Consider the following 18,908-nt stretch of genomic DNA (forward strand, 5'->3'; position numbering starts at 1 on the left):
CTCGAGTCACGAGCGGCGACGGGCACGAGGGCCGGACAGATCCAGGCGGGCCGAGGGGGGCCAGTGTGGCACGGATCGACAGCGAAATGAACGCGTCGGCCGGCGCTACCGGCATGGGCGGGACCTGGGTCAGTCGACCTCGGCCGACCCCGTGAGCCGCAGTCGGCGCTGGGCCCGCTGGTAGAAGGTGGTGAGCCCCAGCCGGACCACGTGCGCGGCGGCCGGCAACAGGGTGAGGTCGACGACGTCGCCGGGGAGCACGTGCCCGACGACGCGGCCGTCCGCCTCCACGGCGAGCTCGCCGCTGGTGGGCAGGATCTCGAGGGCGAGCTTCTCCCCACCCGAGAGGAACAACGCCCGGTTGAACGCCGAGTGCGGGGCCACCGGGACCACGAGCAGGCCCTCCGCGCTGGGCGAGACGATCGGGCCGCCGGCCGAGAAGCTGTAGGCCGTCGAGCCGGTCGGGGTGGCCACGACGACGGCGTCGGCGGCGTAGCGCACGAAGGGATGGCCCTCGACCCGTACCTCCACCGCTGCGGTCCCTCCCCGGCCGGGGATCCGGGGTAGGGCGATGTCGTTGAAGGCCGTGGTGTCCTCGGCGGCGAACGCCGCACGTACCCCGGAACGCCCCTCGACGGTGAAGCGGCCTTCGTCGATGGCGGTCAGCGCCCCGGCCAGTTCCGGGACGTCGATCTCGGCCAGGAAACCCAGCCGCCCGAGGTTCACCCCGAGCACCGGCGCGTGCTGGCCGCGCACCATCCGCATCGAGCGCAGCATCGTGCCGTCCCCGCCGAGGCTGACGACGACGTCGGAGCGCCTGGCCAGGTGACGCTCCTCGACCGCGGCGGCGGGAGCGCCGATGCGTCCGATCTCGTCCTCCAGCCCGAGGACGGCGACCTCTCGGGCCCGGGCCCACTCGGCGATCGTCCGCACCGCCGTGGCGCAGTCCCGGCCCGGGTGCAGCACCAGGCCCACGGTGTTGATCATTCCCAGGTCGGGTCCTCCCGCGCGCGGCCCGGCCGGCCGCCGACGTGGCGGCGACCGACGCGTGCACAGACACCGAAGCGCTCCGTACGGGGTCGGGGCAAGGCCCCGGTCGGGGAAAGGCGCCGCCGCGCCCGGCCCGTGGCGGCGCAGCGGCGGGCCCATCGCCCCTGTGCCCGGGGCCACACCGCTTCTAGCGTGGACCGCTACCACTTCCGCTTCTGCCGAGAGAGGGCTGCCATGCAGGTCGACGAGCTGCTCAAGCCGTTCCCCATCAAGGAGTTCCACCCGTTCCCCCGCGCCATGCTCGGCCCCGGCGCGCACGAGATGATCGGTCCGGAGGCCCTGAAGATGGGCTTCAAGAAGACCCTGGTGATGACCTCGGGCCTGCGCGGCACCGACATCGTGCACAAGATCGTCGAGTCGATGAAGTACCACGGGCTCGAGGTCGTCGTGTACGACAAGGTGGAGTCCAACCCCAAGGACTACAACGTCATGGACGCCGTGGCGCTGTACCAGCAGAACAACTGCGACAGCTTCGTCTCCATCGGCGGTGGGTCCAGCCACGACGCCTGTAAGGGCGCGCGCGTCTCGGTCGCGCACGACGGCCGCAACGTCAACGAGTTCGAGGGCTTCAACAAGTCGGAGAACCCGCAGAACCCGCCGCACATCGCGGTCTCCACCACCGCCGGCACCGGCTCGGAGACCTCGTGGGCCTACGTCATCACCGACACCACCACCGACCCGGACAACCCGCACAAGTACGTGGCCTTCGACGACGCCTCGGTGACCTCGCTGGCCGTCGACGATCCGGTCCTGTACTACGACTGCCCGGTGGACTACACCGCGCAGTGCGGGTTCGACGTGCTCGCGCACGCCTCCGAGCCGTACGTCTCGCGCTTGAACTTCCCCCCGTCGCTGGGCAACGCGCTCTACGCGATCAAGCTGACCAACGAGAACCTCCGTCCTGCGGTGTGGAACGGCCAGGACCTGCCCGGCCGCGAGGGCATGATGTACGCGCAGTACATCGCCGCCCAGGCGTTCAACTCCGGCGGCCTGGGGATCATCCACTCCATCTCGCACGCGGTGTCGGCGTTCTACGACACCCACCACGGGCTGAACAACGCGATCGCGCTGCCGCGGGTGTGGGCGTTCAACATGCCGGTGGTCTACGAGCGCTTCGCCGACATCGCCCAGGTGATGGGCATCGACACCCACGGCATGACCACGGTGCAGGCCGCCGAGGCCGCGCTCGCTGCCGCGATCCGGCTGCTGCGCGACGTGGGCATCCCGGAGCGCTTCGTCGACGTCACCCAGGACAGCTACTCGAAGAACCGCCTCGGGCAGGGCCCGACCAAGTACTACGAGCAGCACAAGAGGATCGTCGGCGACGCCGCCGACGTGGACCGGATCACCAACCACGTCCTCGGCGACGCGTGCACCCCGGGCAACCCGAAGGAGTGCACCTTCGAGACGGTGCGCCCGGTCGTCGAGCACTGCATGAACGGCGACCTGGACGACCTGCTGGGCTGATCCGCCCCCCGGCGACCGGCGAGCGGTGCCGAGCCACCGCCCGCAGGATCGCTGCGCGCCGTCACGAAGAGCCGCGAGGTCATGAACCGGACGACGCCGAGGACGATGCTTGCGCCGCCTGCTCGGCGACACGCAGCCGTTGCCGGGACGCGCCGATCTCCGCCTCCGCCGCGGCGCGGCCTGCCCACGAGGCCCCCTCGACGCTCTTGCCCGGCTCGAGCTCCTTGTAGATCTCGAAGAAGTGCTGGATCTCGCGCCGGTGGAACTCGGGCAGGTGATGGATGTCGCGCAGGTGCTCCAGCCGGGGGTCGTGCGCGGGCACGCAGATCAGCTTGTCGTCCCCGCCCTTCTCGTCGGTCATCCGGAACATGCCGATCGTGCGGCACAGCACGAGCACACCGGGGAACAGCGGCTCGCCCCGGGTGATCAGCAGCGCGTCGAGTGGGTCGCCGTCCTCGCCGAGGGTGTCCTCGACGAAGCCGTAGTCGCCCGGGTACTGGGTCGAGGTGAACAGCGTCCGGTCGAGCCGGATCCGGCCGCTGTCGTGATCGACCTCGTACTTGTTGCGGCTGCCGCGGGGGATCTCGATCAGGATGTCGAACTCCATGCTCACGGAGCCGTTCGGCGGTCGTCGCGGAAATCCATCCCCATCCTCCTTGTCGCGGTTCACCGGTCGCTCAGGGCGATTGCCGGTGCCGTGCCGCCAGGGTCGTCGCGGCGGGTGTGGGCCCATCGTGCGCCGAACCGGGGCGGGTGGCGAGCGGTCGACGCATCGACGGGGGCATGGTCGACCCTGTGGGCCTCGGAGAAGGGCCTACCGGATCTCCACCGCACGAGCGGCCGGCGGGAGCGCGTCGACGTCTCCGGGCGACCACTGACGGGGGTCCGGTCCGAGCGAGATGAGTTCGGTGACCTGCTCGATGCACCAGGGGGACACGTCGCGCCGGCCGTTGCGCACCTGATCGGCCAGGTCGCTCCAATCGACCCAGTCGAAACCGTCCACCTCGGACGAGTCGGGTCGCGGCTCCGACTCGGTGTAGGCCCGGAACACCGGACACATCTCGTTCTCCGCGATCCCGTTCGGCATCACGGCGCGATAGCGGAAGCGCGGCAGGATCAGGGTGATCTCGGTCGGCTGGATCCGCAGTTCCTGGCGAAGGCGCCGACGCACGCTGTCGGTGAGGCTCTCGCCGGGGCCGGGGTGGCCGCAACAGCTGTTCGTCCACACCCCGGGCCACGTCTTCTTGCCGCGGGCGCGCTGCGTGATCAGCAGTCTGCCCCGGGAGTCGAAGACGTAACAGGAGAACGCCAGGTGCAACGGCGTGTCCCGATGGTGCACGGCTGCCTTGTCCAGCACCCCGAGGGCGTGACCCGATTCGGTCAGCAGAACGACCTGCTCCATGGTGATCCCTGTTGATCCTTGTCGTCGGGGCCCTGGCCGCTACGCATCTGCGACGAGTGCCGGCAGGTCGATCTGGTGTCCGAGCCGGTCGCGCTTGGTGCGCAGGTATCTGATGTTGTCAGTGGTCAGCTCGGGCGGCAGGGCGACACGGCCCAGCAACTGCAGCCCGGCGTCGGTCAGCTCGTCGCGTTTGTGCGGATTGTTGGTGATCAGGCGCACCCGGTGCACCCCGAGCCGGGCGAGGATCGCGGCTGCCGCCCGGTACTCCCGATCGTCGACGGGGAGCCCGAGGTCGAGGTTCGCGTCCACGGTGTCGCGGCCGGCTTCCTGCAGTGCGTAGGCCTGGAGCTTGCGGCCGAGCCCGATTCCCCGCCCCTCGTGCCCGCGCAGGTACACCAGGACACCTGCCCCGTCACTCGCGATCAGCTCGAGCGCGCGGCGCAGCTGCGTTCCGCAGTCGCATCGCAGCGAGCCCATCACGTCGCCGGTCAGGCACTCGCTGTGCACCCGGACCAGCACGCCCTCGGGCCGCGCGTCGGCCGCGGCCAGGTCGCCCATGGTCAGGGCGAGGTGTTCGAGGCCGTCGAGCCGGGAACGGAAGGACCAGGCGTGGAAGGTGCCGGCCGAGGTGGGAAGGTGGGCGTCGCCGGTCGGCTCGACCAGTGGCTCCGTGCGACGCCGGTGCTGCACCAGTTCGGCGATGTCCAGATGGGGCAGCCCGTGCCGGCGGGCGAAAGCGCTCGGTTGCTCGCCGGACAGCGGGACCCCGCCGGTGCCGACGAGTTCGGTGATCACTCCGACACCGCTGCACCCGGCCAGCCGCAGCAGGTCGGTGGCGGCCTCGGTGTGCCCGGCCCGGGTCAGCACCCCGCCGTCGCGGGCGCGCAGCGGGAACACGTGACCCGGCCTGCGCAGATCGGCCGGCAGGGTCGCCGGATCGGCCAGGGCGCGGACGGTGGCGGCGCGGTCGTGGGCGGAGATGCCGGTGCCGACGGACGCGTGGTCCACGGTGACGGTGAAGGCGGTCCCGTGGCTGTCGGTGTTGTTCTCCACCATGAGGCCGAGGCCGAGTGCGTCCGCGCGACCGGCGGCCATCGGCGTGCACACGATGCCGCTGCCGTGCCGCATGAAGAACGCCATCGAGCCGGGGGTCATGTGCTCGGCTGCCATGATCAGGTCGCCCTCGTTCTCGCGGTCCGCGGCATCGGCCACCACGACCATGCCGCCATCGGCGAGCGCGCAGAGAGCACGTTGAATCGAGTTGCTCACGTCAGTACTCCATTGGCAACCGGTGAACGGACGGCGCGGGAGCCGAGCCGGTTCCGCTCGGCGCCCCCGCTGCTCTTCGCCCGGTTCAGGTAGGACCCTGCCACCCGCGATGCCGTCGTGTGCCGTGGTTCCCTGCAGGGTGGCAGAGCTGGTTGACCACCCGGTGGTTCGTCAGGCCCGGCGTTGCGGGACCGTCGGTACGACCGGCATGTCCGGGATGGTGGCAGGGTCGACCTTGAAGACGGCCGGGTAGGTGGTGGGGTCCGTGGCGTACGACGGTTCGGTGGATCGCCAGCTGTAGAGACAGGTGGTGCAGGAGAACATCGTCCAGACTCCGGGCACCGGAGACGTGGTCAGCACCCGGATCTCGTGTGCGTCGCAGCGCGGGCAGGTGCCGGGCAGTGCGGTGTCGGAAGTTGTCACGTGAGCAGCCCCTTGATGATGTTTTCCCAGGTGCGGGTGCCGTCGGGTTCGTCGACGGTCTGCGAGTAGTGGCCGCGCTGTTCCGGCGCGATCGGTGTGGTCGCGTCGAACACCACCTTGTGCGTGATGCCGGCCGGGTCCGAACTGGGGTCGAGCGGCAGCACCGAGGCGTTGGGGATGGTGACGATGTCGTGCTGCGGGTGGAACTTCACCGACATCGCCCACATCACCTGGGCCAGGTTGAACGGGTCGACGGTCTCGTCGACGACGATCACGACCTTGCAGTAGCCCAGGCCGTGCGGGGTGGTCATCGCACGAAGACCCACGGCCTTGCCGAACCCGCCGTAGCGCTGCTTGACCGAGATGACCGCCAGCAGGCCCTGGGTGTACATGGCGTTGACCGCGACGACCTCGGGGAAATCACGCTTGAGCTGCTGGTAGAGCGGCACGCTGGTGTTCAGGGCCAGGGTGTAGTCCATCTCGGTCCACGGCATCCCCAGGTAGAGGTGCTCGAAGATCGGGTTGGGCCGGTGGGACACCTTGTGGATCTTGATGATGGGCTGCCGGCGGCCACCGGAGTAGTGCCCGGTGAACTCCCCGAACGGGCCCTCGATCTCGCGGACCCCGGCGATGATCTCGCCTTCGAGAACCGCTTCCGATCCCCACGGGACGTCCATTCCGGTCAGCGGCGCCTTGGCGATGCGGTACGGGCTGCCCTGGATGGCGCCGGCCATCTCGTACTCGGACTGGTCGTAGGCCAGCGGCATGCCGGCCACCGTGGTGATCACCGGCTCGTTGCTGACGGCGATCGCGACGGGGAGGTTCTCTCCGCGCTCCTCGGCCATGCGCAGGTGCAGCCCGATGTCGTGGGTCGGCAGCGGCTGGATGCCGAGGGTGTCGACGTCCTTGACCTGGATGCGGTAGATGCCGACGTTCTGCTTGCCGAAGTTCTCGGGGTCGTCGGGATCGCGGCTGACCACGACGGCCTTGTCGATGTAGCAGCCCACGTCGTAGCGGTTGAGCCGGAACAGCGGGAACAGATCGAACAGGTTGATGCCCTCGTCGAGGGTGATCTCCTGCCACGGTGCGTCATCGCGGCGCTCGACCGGGACCGGGAAGTCGTCCCAGCGGCGGGCGAACTCGAAGAACTGGTCCTTGACCGGGGTGTCCTTGTCCATCCCCAGCATCAACGCGTGGTTCGGCCAGGACCCCACCACGTTCAGCGCGGCCCGGGCGTTCTCGTAACCGGAGATGTTGTCGAAGAGCAGCGCCGGACCCCGGTCGGTCACGTTGGCCACCGCCCGCGCCGCCGCACCCAGATCCGGTTCCGGGTTCACGGGGTCGGAGAACCGCGCCAATTGGCCGTTGCGTTCCAGCGCCGACAGGAAGTCACGCAGATCTGAATATGCCATGCCTCAATTCCTCACTTCGTTATTCCCCCGCCGGGACTCCCCGCTCATACCGCGGCGACGTCCTGGTGGGCGTGCGGACCCATGCCGTGCCACCGCTGCGCGGTGGGCAGGGCGAGACCGAACTGGTCCAGGGTTCGCCCGACGATGTGTTCGACGACGTCGTGGACCGTGGCGGGCTGGTTGTAGAAGGCAGGCATCGGCGGCAGGATGCACGCGCCCATGCGGGTCAGTTCCAGCATGTTCTCCAGGTGGATCGCCGACAGCGGGGTTTCCCGCGCCACCAGCACCAGGCGCCGTCGCTCCTTCAGCGTCACGTCCGCCGCGCGCCCGATCAGGCCGTCGCCGTAACCGGTGCGGATACCGGCGAGGGTCTTCATGCTGCACGGCGCCACCACCATGCCGTCGACGGGGAAGGAGCCGCTGGAGATCGCGGCGCCCTGGTCGTCCGGCCGGTAGACCGCCGAGGCCAGTGCGCCGACCTCACGCATCGTGTAGGGGGTCTCGTGCGCGACGGTCGCCCGCGCCCACCGGCTGACCACCAGGTGGGTCTGCACATCCAGCTCGCGCAGCGCCTCCAGCAGGCGGATCCCGATCACCGCTCCCGTGGCGCCGGTCATCGCGACGACGAGTTTCACTACGCCTCTCCACTCCCGGTTGGATGCGGACAGTTAGTCCGTGTACGTCCTACTTCGGTCACGCTATACTCCGTGTGCGTCCTAATTCAACCCGTGGGAGTGCATCGAGAGTGCCGTCACAACGATCGACATCGCCGCACGGCGATCGGGCGACGCTGCCCGCCGCGGTCCGCGGGCCGGGGCCGCTGGCCCGGCGCCTCTACCAGTTGCACGCCCGGCTCTGGCAGGACGTGGTGGGGGAGGACCTGACCGGACCCCAGTTCAACGTGCTGAGCGTGCTCGACGCCGAGGGGCCGATGGATCAGCGCACGCTGGGCGGCCACGCCTCCCTGGACAAGTCGACGATCGCGCCCATCGTGGAGCGGCTGCGCCAGCGCCGGCTGGTCGACGTGGCATGGAACCCGCAGGACAAACGACGCAAGCTGCTCCAGATCACGCCGGAGGGGCGCGAGCTGGTCACCCGGCTGACGCCGCTGGCCGACGAGGTGGGCGACCGGATGCTCGCCCCGCTCGAGGCCCACGAGCGCGACCTCGTCCTGACGTTGCTGCAGCGGATCGTCGAGCAGCGGAGCCCGGCCCAGGACCCGAACCGCATCCCCGATACCGGAAGGACCGAGCATGGCCGACCCTGACACTCTCATGTGGGAGGTGCGCGCGGCGCCGGACCGGCTGCCCGACCTGCTGCACTGGATCCGGACCGAGGCGCTCGATGCGCTTCGCCGGACCGATGGCTGGCAGGGCGCGGACGTCTACACGGCGAGCGACGAGCGGGCCGTGGTCATCGTCCGCTTCGACGCGCCCGGCGCACGCCTGCCGGAACCACCCGCCGATCTCGTCCGCCGGCCGGCGCACCAATGGCCGTTCCGGCACCTCCTGGCCGCCAGGCCGTGACCTGGGCCGGCCCGGCGGGCCGGTCTGCTGCGCGGGCCGTCAGTGCTTGCGGGGCCGGGTGAGGGTGAACCGGTCGACGGGTGTGAGGTCACCGTAGGGGCCGGCGACGGCGTAGTAGGTGACGTGGATGGCGGTCGTCCCGCCGGGCCGGCCGGGGTCCACGTCGAAGGCGGCGAAGCCGTACGCGTGGTCGGGATCGCGCACGGCCGACCACGGGGCGTCCTCCGTGACGTAGATCGGCGAGCGCTTGCCGGTCGACGAGTCCACCGGGCCCACGCCGGTGATCACCCGGCAGCGGGCGGGGTTGAAGAACAGCTGGTTGGACGGCACCGAAGTGCCGCCGCCACCGATCACCATGTGCACGGTGCCCTTGGTGGTGTCGATGGTGTCGGTACCGGTCGCCACCGGGATCGGGGTGAGCGTGTCGTTGGGTTGCTGTCCGCGGACGGGGTGCGAGCGTTCGTAGTGGTGTTCGTGACCGCAGACGACGAGGTCGACCCCGTAACGGTCGAACAGCGGCACCCAGGACTCCCGGACGCCGCGGTCGGCGCCGTTGAACTTGTCCACCGTGGACACGACGACCTGATGCATGCAGACGACGATCCAGTCGATGTCGGGGTTGGCGCGGGACGCGGCCAGTTCGCGTTCCAGCCAGCGCTGCTGGGCGCCGCCGGAGTACCCGCGGACGTAGGAGTTGCCGCCGTCCTGGTAGCACACGTCGTCGTTGTTCAGGCTGATGATCCGCACCGCGCCGGCGGTGAAGGAGTACCAGAGCCCGCGTAGGGGTTCCTCCGCGCCGGCGTCGGGCACGGTGAAGTAGGTCTGGTAGGCGCCGTAGCCGACGGGGCCGTTGCCGAGTTCGTTCTCGTGGTTGCCCGCGGCGGGCATCCAGGGCCGGTACCGGGCCGAGCGGCTGGTGTTCTCGAACCAGTCCGACCAGGTCCGGATCCGGTCGGTGGCCAGGTTGGCGTAGCACAGGTCCCCGTTGACCAGGTGGAACAGCGGGGCGATGCGCTCCACACCGGCGGTGACGTCGCCGCCGGCCGGAGAGCCGAGGTTGTCGTTGACCCAGGTGGTGCCGCTCAACCTGCCCAGGGTCGGGGTGCCCTGGTCGCCGAAGCTGGTGAAGGTGAACGCCGCCCGCCCGCGAGGGGCGGTGCGCACCGTGCCGAGTTCGGGGGCGGCGCCGTCGTGCGTGGCGGCGTAGACGTAGTCGGTGTCCGGGCGCAGGTTGGTCAGCCGGGCGTGGTGGACCTGCACCTCGGTGCCGGACTTGGCGTCCCGGTAGGTCGTGGTCTCGGCGGCTTCGGTGTGCCCGAACCCGCCGCCCGGGCTGCCCAGCAGCACCGTCGGTCCGGACACCGAGACCGTGGTGTGCCAGGAGACCACGACCTCCCGGGAGGCGTCCGCGCCGAACTGCAGGTGTAGCCCGGCCACCCGCGGCGCCCCGGAACGGTCGGGCCGCTGCCACAGCATGGGCGAGGCCGGTGCGGCGGAGGCGCGAGGTGTCCCGATCAGCACCGCGCCACCCAGACTTGCCGCCCCCGTCAGCAGACCGCGCCGACCGATCACCGCAGAGGCGGACACCCCGCCGAACATGGCACTCACAGCGACGCACGATCCACGTTCGTGGTGGCCGGCAGGCCCCGAGCAGATGAAGACGTCCTGTCACCGGGATGTATTGGCCACGGTGAGCGCCCCGGTGGGGGCTGGTCCTGGACGGCGGGTTGCCGCGGTCTTGGAGCACCGGTGCTCCGTCGCCAAGAGATCGACAAGTCCGGGAGCGCAACATGTTCCGAGCACGAACGATCGTGGAGGAGAACCGTGAGGCCCCTGCGAGTGTCGGTGCTCGCCGATGACCCCCTGAGCGGTGACGGTGCCGCAGCCGTCCTGCGCGGCCGCGCCGACGTGGAGCTGCTCCCCGCCGTCCGGCGTCCCGAGGCCGACGTGCTGCTGCTCGTCACCCCGCGGGCCGACGAGAAGACCGTGGACCTGATGGGCGCCAGCGCGGCGGACAGCCGCAGTGCGCGGATGCGCATCGTCCTCGTCGCCGACGCGATGCCGGAGCAGTTGCTGTTCCGTGCCATCGACTACGGCCTGGTCAGCGTGCTGCGGCGGCGCGACGCGTCCCCGGAGCGCGTGCTGGGCGCCGTGCTCGGCGTCGGCGCCGGCCAGGCGGAGATGCCCGGTGGCGTGCTGCACCGGCTCGTGGAGCAGGTGCGGTCCGTCCAGCGTGACGTGCTGGCGCCGAACGGACTGACCCTCGGTGGCCTGCAGGACCGCGAGGTCGAGGTGCTCCGGCTGCTCGCCGACGGGATGGACACCGTCGAGATCGCCGACCGGCTCAACTACTCCGAGCGCACGATCAAGAACGTCATCCACGGCATGATGACGCGGCTCAACCTGCGCAACCGGTCGCACGCCGTCGCCTTCGGCATCCGCTGCGGAGCGCTGTGACGCACGCCCGGGCGCGTTCCACTGACATTCATCTGCGTCCCGCCACGGAATTCGCCGCCGGCTGCTAGACCACAGGAGTGGATCATCAGCACGACGCGGCCCTGCCGTTGCGGTTCGCGCTCGCCGGCCCGGTACAGGCCTGGTACCGCGACGAACCGATCCGGCTGGGACCGCCGCAGCGCCGGGCGGTTCTTGCCGCGCTGCTCCTCGACGCCGGGCGCGTGATCACCCCGGACGCCCTCGTCGACGGGATCTGGGGAGCCGACCCGCCCGCCCGGCCGCAGGCCGCGGTGCAGGTGCACATCTCCGTACTGCGCCGTGTCCTCGAACCGGGTCGCGCGGCCCGGCAGGAGAGCCGCGTACTGCGCTCGGTGGGCCGGGGCTACCTGCTCGACGTCGTGGGGATCGAGGTCGACCTGTTCCTCTTCCGCCACCGGGTCGCCGCGGCCCGTGCCGCCCGCGCGCAGGGGTGGGACGAGCGCGCCGCGACGCTGCTGCGTACCGCCCTCGAGCACTGGGACGGCGTCGCCCTCACCGGGCTGCCCGGTCCGACGGCGGAGCTGCACCGGGTGGCGCTGCTGGAGGAGCGGCTGACCGCGTTCGAGGAACTGGTCGAGATCGAACTCGAGCGCGATTCGGATGCGGTTCCCACCGTCGAGCTGATGCGGCTGCTGCAGGACCACCCGCACCGGGAGCGGCTGTATTCGCTGCGCATGCGCGTCCTGCAGCAGCAGGGCAGGCGCGGCGAGGCACTGGCCGTCTACACCGAGCTGCGGTCCCGGCTCGTCACCGATCTCGGAATCGAGCCGGGACCGGAGCTGCGCCGGCGGCAGCGGCAGATCCTCGCGGAGGAGGCCACCCCGGCGGCCGGCCTGCCGGTGGTTCCGGCCGCCGACCCCGCGCCGAACTGGCCGTCATACCCGGGCCCGGCGCCGTGGCTCGTCGGGCGCGACGAGGTGGTGGAGCAGGTGGCCGCGGCGCTCACTCCGGGCGCCTCGCGACCGGTCCTGGTGCACGGTGTCGTCGGCGTCGGGACCACCGCGGTCGCGCTCGCCGCCGTCGACCGGGTGGCGCAGCGGTTCCCGGGTGGGGTCCGGGTGCTGTCGGAGCGGAGCGGGCCGCCCGGCCCGCCGCCGGCCTGCGCGCTGCTGGTCGTCGACGGCGTGCACGACGAGTCGGTCCTCGCCGCACGGCTGGGCGTCGCGCCCGACCGCGTCGTGGACGCACTGCGCGGACCGGTGCGGCGCGGGACGACCGTGCTGATCGTGGGGTCCAACCGGCTGCGACGGTTGACCGACCTGCTCCGGGCCGAGGTCCGGCCGCTGACCGAGGACGAGTCGTGGGCCCTGCTGGCCGCCGGGCTCGGGGACGAGCGCCTCGAACGCGAGCCCACCGTCGTCCGCGAGCTGGTCCGCCGGGTGGGCGGGCTGGCCGCGATGCTGGTCAGGCACGCGCAGCACCTGGGACCCCGGCCCGACTGGTTGCTCACCGACTACTACCAGGACCTGCTGGAGCAGGAGGCCGCCGACCCCGACTGGCTGATCGACCTCGCCCTGGAGCCGGTGGTGGGGCACGCGTTCGCCCCGCTGGATGCGACGGCCAGGACCGTGCTCTGCGTCGCGGCGCTGCTGGGGGAGCGGGAGTTCTCCCGGGCCGAGGTCGTCGCGACCGGTGCGGTGAGCAGCCGGCAGGCCATCCGCTGCCTGGAGGAGTTGGTGGACCGCAACGTGGTCGACTCCCCACGGCCCGGCCGCTACCGGTTCCATCCGCTGCTGCGTGAGTACGGCGTGGCCCTGGCGAGCCGGTCCGGGGTGCGGCCGTGGCCCGTCCGCGCATTCCCCGGCGGCCCGAACGTCATGGGCTGCCCGACGGCGGAGTGCGAAGGCCGGGAGGCGGGCTGATCCGGCCTGTCCGGGAGGGCAGTCCGGGCGGGCGGCGCGGGCAACGACGCTCCCGGCTGCTGGCCCCCGGCGGCGCGGCCACTGCATCGTCGCCGGAACCGCACCGACGACCACAACCGCGAGAACGGACCACTGGGGGCAGTCGTGATGTCAACCGATCGCGCCGCGGAAGTCCTGGCCAGCAGCACCGCGGCCATGCTGACCGGCGTTCGCGCCGACCTGCTCGAAACTGCCCCGGACGAGGGGCCCGGTGCGCAGGCGGCGCGGGAGAACCTGCTCAGCCGGATCGACGGGCTGCTCACGGCCCTGCACGGGGTCCCGTGCCTGGCCGATCGCCCGGCGCCGACGGAGGCGTAAAGCCCCGAGTGAGCTGCGCCATGCCCCTTCGGGTACGGCAGGCGGTCCGGGCGGGCAGCACCACGCGCGGCCCGTCGCCCGCCGGTGTGTCGCGCTCCTACGGTGCGCCGGAGGGGCCCGTCGGCTCCCCGGCTGCAATGGCAAGGAAGGCAGTATGAGCACCGTCGTCGTCAAACGGGGTCCCCGGACGTCGGGCCCCGACATGCCGGCGGGACACCTGGAACTGGCGGAGCCACCGGTGCTCGGTGAGCCGGCGGGGCTGGACTTCACCTCGGCGCTGTCCTACCTGCCGATGGTCCTCGGCACGGGCGCGATGGTGCTGGTGTTCTCCCTGGGTAACGGATCGCCCTCGCTCTACCTGATCACCGGGATGATGGCGCTGTCGATGATGTCGATGAGCGCCGTGCAGATCGTCCGCCCCGGCATGGAGCGCCGCCGCAGGATGCGCGCCGAGCGCCGCGACTACCTGCGCTACCTCGACCAGCTCCGCGGGCAGGTGCGCGGGGCCGCGGAGGAGCAGCGGGCCGCGGTCCGATGGGACCACCCGGAACCGGACGCGCTGTGGTGGTTCGCCCAGGGGCCTCGCCTCTGGGAGCGGCGCGCCGGACACGACGACTTCGCCCGCGTCCGCATCGGCTGCGGCGACCAGCGGGCCGCGTTGGAGCTCGCGCCACCGCAGACCCGCCCGGTGGAGGACCTGGAACCGCTGTGCGCGATCGCGCTGCGCCGGTTCACCCGGGCCTTCTCGACGGTGCCCGGACTCCCGGTGGCGGTGAACCTGCGCCGGTTCACCATCGTCGAGTTCGCCGGCGAGGCGCCCGCCGCGGCGGCGCTGCTCCGCGCCATGATCGCGCAGCTGGCGGTTCTGCACTCCCCGGACGAGCTGCGGCTGGCGCTGCTCGTCGGTCCGGAGCAGCGCGCGGCGTGGGACTGGTGCAAGTGGCTGCCGCACCTCGCGCACGGCGACGCCGTCGACGATGCCGGCCCGGTACGGATGGTGGCGGGCGACCACGACGAGCTGCTCGACCTGCTCGGTCCGGACCTGCTGGACCGCCCCGACCACGATCCCGACGCGTCGTCCGCACCCAACGAGCCCTTCACGGTGATCCTCGCGCACGGCGTGGAGGTGCCGGAGCGGTCCCGGCTGCGCGGCGCCGGCCTGCGCAACGCGGTGCTGCTCGACCTGACCGGGGCGCTGCGCGGCGGGGAGACGGTCCTGCGGCTCACCGTGACCGGGGACGAGATCGAGTTCCCGTCCGGGGACGCCGTCGGCCACGCGGTCGTGGACGGGCTGGGCACGGGTCCCGCCGAGCGGCTCGCCCGCGTCCTCGCGCCGTTGCGGACCAGCGGCACGGTCGAGCTGTCGAGCAAGCCGCTGGAGACCGACCTCGAGCTCACCGAGCTGCTCGGCATCCGTGACCCGCGCACGTTCGACGTCGCGGCCACGTGGCGGCCGCGGACCGCGCAGCGCGCCCGGCTGCAGGTGCCGATCGGCGTCACCGGGGACGGTGAGGTCATCGAGCTCGACCTCAAGGAGGCCGCCCAGGGCGGCATGGGCCCGCACGGCGTGCTCATCGGCGCCACCGGCTCGGGCAAGAGCGAGCTGCTGCGCACCTTGGTGATCGGCCTGGCCGCGACGCACTCGTCCGAGGTCCTCAACATGGTCCTCGTCGACTTCAAGGGCGGCGCGACCTTCCTCGGCACCGAACGGCTGCCGCACACCTCGGCGGTGATCACCAACCTGGTGGACGAGCTGCCGCTGGTGGACCGGATGCAGGACTCGATCAACGGCGAGCTGATCCGGCGCCAGGAGCTGTTGCGCGCGGCCGGGTACTCCTCGCTGTACGACTACGAGAAGGCCCGGGCCGGCGGCGCGGCGCTGCCGCCGCTGCCGACGCTGCTGGTGGTGGTCGACGAGTTCTCCGAGCTGCTGGCGGCCAAGCCGGAGTTCATGGACCTGTTCGTCCAGATCGGACGGCTGGGGCGCAGCCTCGGGGTGCACCTGCTGCTGGCCTCCCAGCGGCTCGACGAGGGCCGCATCCACCGGGTCGAGGGCCACCTGTCCTACCGCATCGCCCTGCGCACCTTCTCGTCGATGGAGTCGCGCAGCGTGATCGGTGTGTCGAGCGCCTACGAGCTCCCGTCCGTCCCCGGCAACGGCTACCTCAAGATCGACACGGATAATCTGGTGCGGTTCAAGGCCGCCTACGTCTCCGGCCCGTGCCCCGAGGTCCGCGGCGGTGCCGGCTCGGCGGTTCCCGCGGCCACCGAGGTCGCCGCGTTCGGGCTCGCACCCGGCCGCATCCGCCGTGACGTCGCCGAGGAGCCGGTCGCCGCCGGCCGGCCGGCGGGGGAGTCCGCGGGTGACGGCGAGGAGAGCCTGCTCGACGTGCTCATCGGCCGGCTCGCCGGCGCCGGGCCGGCCGCGCGCCAGGTCTGGCTGCCGCCGCTGGCCGAGTCGCCCAGCCTGGACCACCTGCTGCCCGGGCTGGTCCCGGACCCGCGGCGCGGGATGACCGCTTCCGGTCATCCCGCCGTTCGCAGCCTGCGGGTCCCGATCGGCCTGGTGGACCGGCCGTTCGAGCAGTCCCGCGAGCTGCTGGTGGCCGACCTGTCCGGGGCGGACGGCCACGTCGGCGTCGTCGGGGCCCCGCAGGCGGGCAAGTCCACGCTGTTGCGCACGCTGATCCTGTCGCTGGCGCTGACCCACACCCCGGAGGAAGTGCAGTTCTACTGCCTCGACCTGGCCGGCGGCGGCCTGATGTCCGTGGCCGGGCTGCCGCACGTCGGATCGGTCGCCACCCGTCTCGAGCGCGACCGCGTGTTGCGCACCATCGAGGAGCTGGCACAGCTGCTGGAGTGGCGGGAGCAGACGTTCGCCACGCACGGCGTCGACTCGGTGGCCGCCTACCGCGCGCGGGCGCCCCGCGCGGACCTGCCCGCGGACCCGTTCGGCGACGTGTTCCTGGTGATCGACGGCTGGCAGACGCTGCGCAAGGACTTCGAGGACCTCGAGCCGCGGGTCACCGAGCTGGCCGCGCGCGGGCTGGGCTTCGGCGTGCACGTGGTGGTGGCCGCGACCCGGTGGTCGGAGATCCGGCCGTCCACCCGCGACCTGCTCGGCACCAAGCTGGAGCTGCGCCTGGGCGACCCGGTGGAGTCCGAGCTGGGCGCCCGGACCGCGGCGCTGGTCCCGCACCAGCCGGGCCGCGGGCTCACCGCGACCAAGTACCACTTCCTGGCCGGCCTGCCCCGGGTCGACGGGTCCTCGGCCACCGAGGACCTGATGACCGCCACGAAGCTCGCGGCCGAGGAGGTGGCGACCTACTGGACCGGCCGCCGCGCCCCGGAGGTGCGGATGCTGCCGGCGCAGCTGCCCGTCGGCGCCGTGCCGGAGCCCACCGTCGGTGCGGGCGGCGACCTGGCGGTCTGCCTGGGCCTGGACGAGAAGCGGCTGGCACCCGTCTGGCACGACTTCGCGGCCACCCCGCACCTGCTCGTGCTCGGCGACGCCGAGACCGGGAAGACGAACCTGCTGCGCGCGCTGGCCCAGGCGATCGTCGCGCGCTACACCCCGGCGCAGGCCCGGATCCTGATGGCCGACGGCCGCCGTGAACTGCACTCCGCGGTGCCCGAGCAGTACCGGATCGGCTACGCGGTCGGCGGCGACACGCTGTCCGACCTGGCCGCCAACGCCGCGGTGTCGATGACCAAGCGGCTGCCCGGCTCCGACGTCCCGCCCGAGCAGCTGGCGCGGCGCGACTGGTGGCACGGCCCGCGGTTGTTCCTGCTCGTCGACGACTACGACCTGATGGCCTCCGGCGTCGGGATGGGCGGGCCGCTGGAGCCGCTGATCCCGCTGCTCGCGCACGGCACGACCATCGGGATGCACCTGGTGGTCGCGCGCAGCACCTCCGGGGCGATGCGGGCGATGATGGACCCGCTGCTGCGCCGGATGTGGGAGCTCGGCGCTCCCGGTGTCCTCTTCTCCTACCCCAAGGAGGAGGGCAAGTTCCTCGGCGAGGCCGCGCCCCGCACGCTGCCCGCCGGGCGGGCGCAGCTCGTCACCCGGCGCTCCGTGCGGCTCGTGCAGACCGTCGACGCGACCGCGGAGCCCGCCCCGGCCGACCCGAACCCGGTCGCCTCGAATTCGTCCGTGACAGGAGTCCAGTCGTGACGACCGCCGCCCCGAACCGGAACGGTGCCGCCCCGGACGGCGCCGCCCGCAACGGCGCCTCGAACGGCACCGTGCCGGCCCCGTCCGCCGCCGGTGCCGACCTGTGCCGGCTGACCGTGGTGGGCCCGGCCGGCCGTGCGGACCTCGCTGTCCCCGTCTCCACGACCCCCGGATCGCTGCTGCCGCTGCTGGTCCGGCGGCTGGCCGAGGCGAACACCCCCGGCCCGGAGGCGCCCGGGGGCTGGGTGCTGCAGCGGCTCGGCGACACCGAGTTCGACCAGGACGTCCCGTTCGAGGCCCTCGACCTGCTGGACGGCGAGCTGCTCCACCTGCGACCGGCCGACGACCCGATCCCGGAGCTGCGCTACGACGACCTGCCGGTCGGGGTCGCCGCGTCGGTCGAATCGACGACGCACCGCTGGACGCCGGCCGCCACCCGGCGGCTGCTGCTGGGCCTGGGCGGCGCGGCGCTGCCGGCTGCTGTCGCCGTCGCCGTCGCCGGTCTCCCGGGGTGGGCGGTGGCCCCGACCGGTGCCGTCGTCGCGGTCGCGCTGATACTCGGCGCCGTTCTGCTCGTCCGGCGGGCCGGACAGCGCGGCCCGGGGCTGGTCGCCGGGTTCGGCGGGACCGCCGTCGCGGCGGGGGCGGGGCTGTGCGTTCCCGGTGGTCCGGCCGGGGCGTGGCATCCCGGCGCGACCGGGACGGTGCTGGCCGCGCTGGGTGCCGGGGTGGCCGCGACCGTGCTGCTGGCCGGGTGGCGGGCCGCGACCGTGGCGCTGGGCTCGGTGATCGCGGTGGCGGTGAGCGTGCTGGCCACGGCCGGGCTCGCCGTCTGGTCCGGGTGCGACGGTGCCCGCGCACTGGCCGTGGTCACCGTCGTGGTGTTCCTCGCCGGGGCGGTCGGACCGCGGATCGCGGTGCGGCTCGCCCGGCTCCGCGTGCCGCAGCTGCCGCGCACCGCGGCCGAACTGCAGGAGGACATCGATCCGGAGTCCGGGTCGGTGGTCGCGGCGCGCACCGCCCGCGCCGACGCGCTGCTGTCGGTGCTGTGCGTGTGTTCCGCGGTGCTCGCGGTCGCCACGGCGGTCGCGCTGCAGGCCGGTCCGGGCTGGGCGGACCGGGTGCTGCCGCTCGTCCTGGCGGCCGCGGCCGTGCTGCGCGGGCGGATCCTGCAGACCGTCGTCCAGCGCGGGGCGCTGGTCTGGGCGGCGGCGCTGGCCACCGCGGTCATGGCCACCGGCCTGGCCCGCGACGCCGGGGTCGACGGGACGGCCGTGCTGCTGGCCGTCGTCCTGCTGGCCGCGGCCGGGGCGCTCGTGGCCGCCTGGCGGCTCCCCGGACGGCGGCTGCTGCCGGTCTGGGGGCAGGCCGCGGACATCGCCGAGCTGTGGACGGCGCTGGCGCTCGTGCCGGTGCTGCTGCAGGTGCTCGGCGTCTACGCCTTCTTCCGGGCCCTGAACGGCTGAG

General features: G+C 72.4%; 16 protein-coding genes. 8 read left to right on the top strand and 8 right to left on the bottom strand.

Features of this window, described 5'->3' with window-relative positions:
* Positions 1-129 precede the first annotated feature (129 nt).
* A complete protein-coding gene (locus HF526_RS20520; RefSeq protein WP_211177545.1) occupies positions 130-987 on the bottom strand; it encodes an NAD(+)/NADH kinase in 858 nt (285 codons plus the stop codon).
* A gap of 237 nt (positions 988-1,224) precedes the next feature.
* Between HF526_RS20520 and mdo the strand changes: the two genes are divergently transcribed.
* Positions 1,225-2,517, top strand: a complete 1,293-nt coding sequence (mdo, locus tag HF526_RS20525) for an NDMA-dependent methanol dehydrogenase (RefSeq protein ID WP_169383184.1) — start codon at positions 1,225-1,227, stop codon at positions 2,515-2,517.
* Between the two features lie 79 nt (positions 2,518-2,596).
* Here mdo and HF526_RS20530 read toward each other — a convergent pair whose 3' ends face one another.
* The 6 genes from HF526_RS20530 to HF526_RS20555 form a co-directional block, all read right to left on the bottom strand.
* Positions 2,597-3,124, bottom strand: a complete 528-nt coding sequence (locus HF526_RS20530) for an inorganic diphosphatase (RefSeq protein WP_169383185.1) — start codon at positions 3,122-3,124, stop codon at positions 2,597-2,599.
* A 207-nt stretch (positions 3,125-3,331) separates the two neighbouring features.
* Positions 3,332-3,919: an isopentenyl-diphosphate Delta-isomerase gene (gene idi, locus HF526_RS20535; protein WP_169383161.1), complete on the bottom strand. Its 588-nt coding sequence runs from the start codon at positions 3,917-3,919 to the stop codon at positions 3,332-3,334.
* A 39-nt stretch (positions 3,920-3,958) separates the two neighbouring features.
* Entirely contained in the window at positions 3,959-5,188 is a 1,230-nt protein-coding gene (gene ribB / locus HF526_RS20540) for a 3,4-dihydroxy-2-butanone-4-phosphate synthase (protein WP_338051626.1), read from the bottom strand.
* Between the two features lie 171 nt (positions 5,189-5,359).
* The gene (locus HF526_RS20545) at positions 5,360-5,611 is read right to left on the bottom strand and encodes a non-oxidative hydroxyarylic acid decarboxylases subunit D (RefSeq protein WP_211177546.1); all 252 of its coding nucleotides are present in this window, start codon (positions 5,609-5,611) and stop codon (positions 5,360-5,362) included.
* A complete protein-coding gene (locus HF526_RS20550; RefSeq protein ID WP_169383162.1) occupies positions 5,608-7,023 on the bottom strand; it encodes a non-oxidative hydroxyarylic acid decarboxylases subunit C in 1,416 nt (471 codons plus the stop codon). The genes HF526_RS20545 and HF526_RS20550 overlap by 4 nt, the downstream gene beginning before the upstream one ends.
* Before the next feature lie 44 nt (positions 7,024-7,067).
* Positions 7,068-7,658: a UbiX family flavin prenyltransferase gene (locus tag HF526_RS20555; protein ID WP_338051627.1), complete on the bottom strand. Its 591-nt coding sequence runs from the start codon at positions 7,656-7,658 to the stop codon at positions 7,068-7,070.
* Between the two features lie 110 nt (positions 7,659-7,768).
* Between HF526_RS20555 and HF526_RS36480 the strand changes: the two genes are divergently transcribed.
* Positions 7,769-8,290, top strand: coding sequence for a MarR family winged helix-turn-helix transcriptional regulator (locus tag HF526_RS36480; protein ID WP_211177547.1), 522 nt, complete (start codon positions 7,769-7,771; stop codon positions 8,288-8,290).
* Positions 8,277-8,549 (top strand): hypothetical protein, encoded by a 273-nt coding sequence (locus tag HF526_RS20565; protein WP_169383164.1) that lies wholly within the window; start codon positions 8,277-8,279, stop codon positions 8,547-8,549. Before HF526_RS36480 ends, HF526_RS20565 begins: the two co-directional genes overlap by 14 nt.
* Positions 8,550-8,588: 39 nt before the next feature.
* Here HF526_RS20565 and HF526_RS20570 read toward each other — a convergent pair whose 3' ends face one another.
* Positions 8,589-10,148 carry a purple acid phosphatase family protein gene (locus HF526_RS20570; protein WP_169383189.1) on the bottom strand — a complete coding sequence of 520 codons (1,560 nt, stop codon included), beginning with the start codon at positions 10,146-10,148 and terminating at the stop codon, positions 8,589-8,591.
* A 225-nt stretch (positions 10,149-10,373) separates the two neighbouring features.
* Here HF526_RS20570 and HF526_RS20575 point away from each other — a divergent pair, with 225 nt between their 5' ends.
* The 5 genes from HF526_RS20575 to eccD all read left to right on the top strand — a co-directional run bounded on the left by HF526_RS20575 (position 10,374) and on the right by eccD (position 18,907).
* Entirely contained in the window at positions 10,374-11,006 is a 633-nt protein-coding gene (locus HF526_RS20575) for a LuxR C-terminal-related transcriptional regulator (RefSeq protein WP_169383165.1), read from the top strand.
* Positions 11,007-11,083: 77 nt separating this feature from the next.
* Entirely contained in the window at positions 11,084-12,907 is a 1,824-nt protein-coding gene (locus tag HF526_RS20580; RefSeq protein ID WP_169383166.1) for a BTAD domain-containing putative transcriptional regulator, read from the top strand.
* A 147-nt stretch (positions 12,908-13,054) separates the two neighbouring features.
* A complete protein-coding gene (locus tag HF526_RS20585; RefSeq protein ID WP_169383167.1) occupies positions 13,055-13,264 on the top strand; it encodes a hypothetical protein in 210 nt (69 codons plus the stop codon).
* A gap of 154 nt (positions 13,265-13,418) precedes the next feature.
* Entirely contained in the window at positions 13,419-17,441 is a 4,023-nt protein-coding gene (eccCa, locus tag HF526_RS20590) for a type VII secretion protein EccCa (protein ID WP_169383168.1), read from the top strand.
* A complete protein-coding gene (eccD, locus tag HF526_RS20595; RefSeq protein ID WP_169383169.1) occupies positions 17,438-18,907 on the top strand; it encodes a type VII secretion integral membrane protein EccD in 1,470 nt (489 codons plus the stop codon). The genes eccCa and eccD overlap by 4 nt, the downstream gene beginning before the upstream one ends.
* Position 18,908: the final 1 nt, after the last annotated feature.

Source organism: Pseudonocardia acidicola (genome assembly GCF_012911935.1).
Lineage (GTDB): Bacteria > Actinomycetota > Actinomycetes > Mycobacteriales > Pseudonocardiaceae > Pseudonocardia > Pseudonocardia acidicola.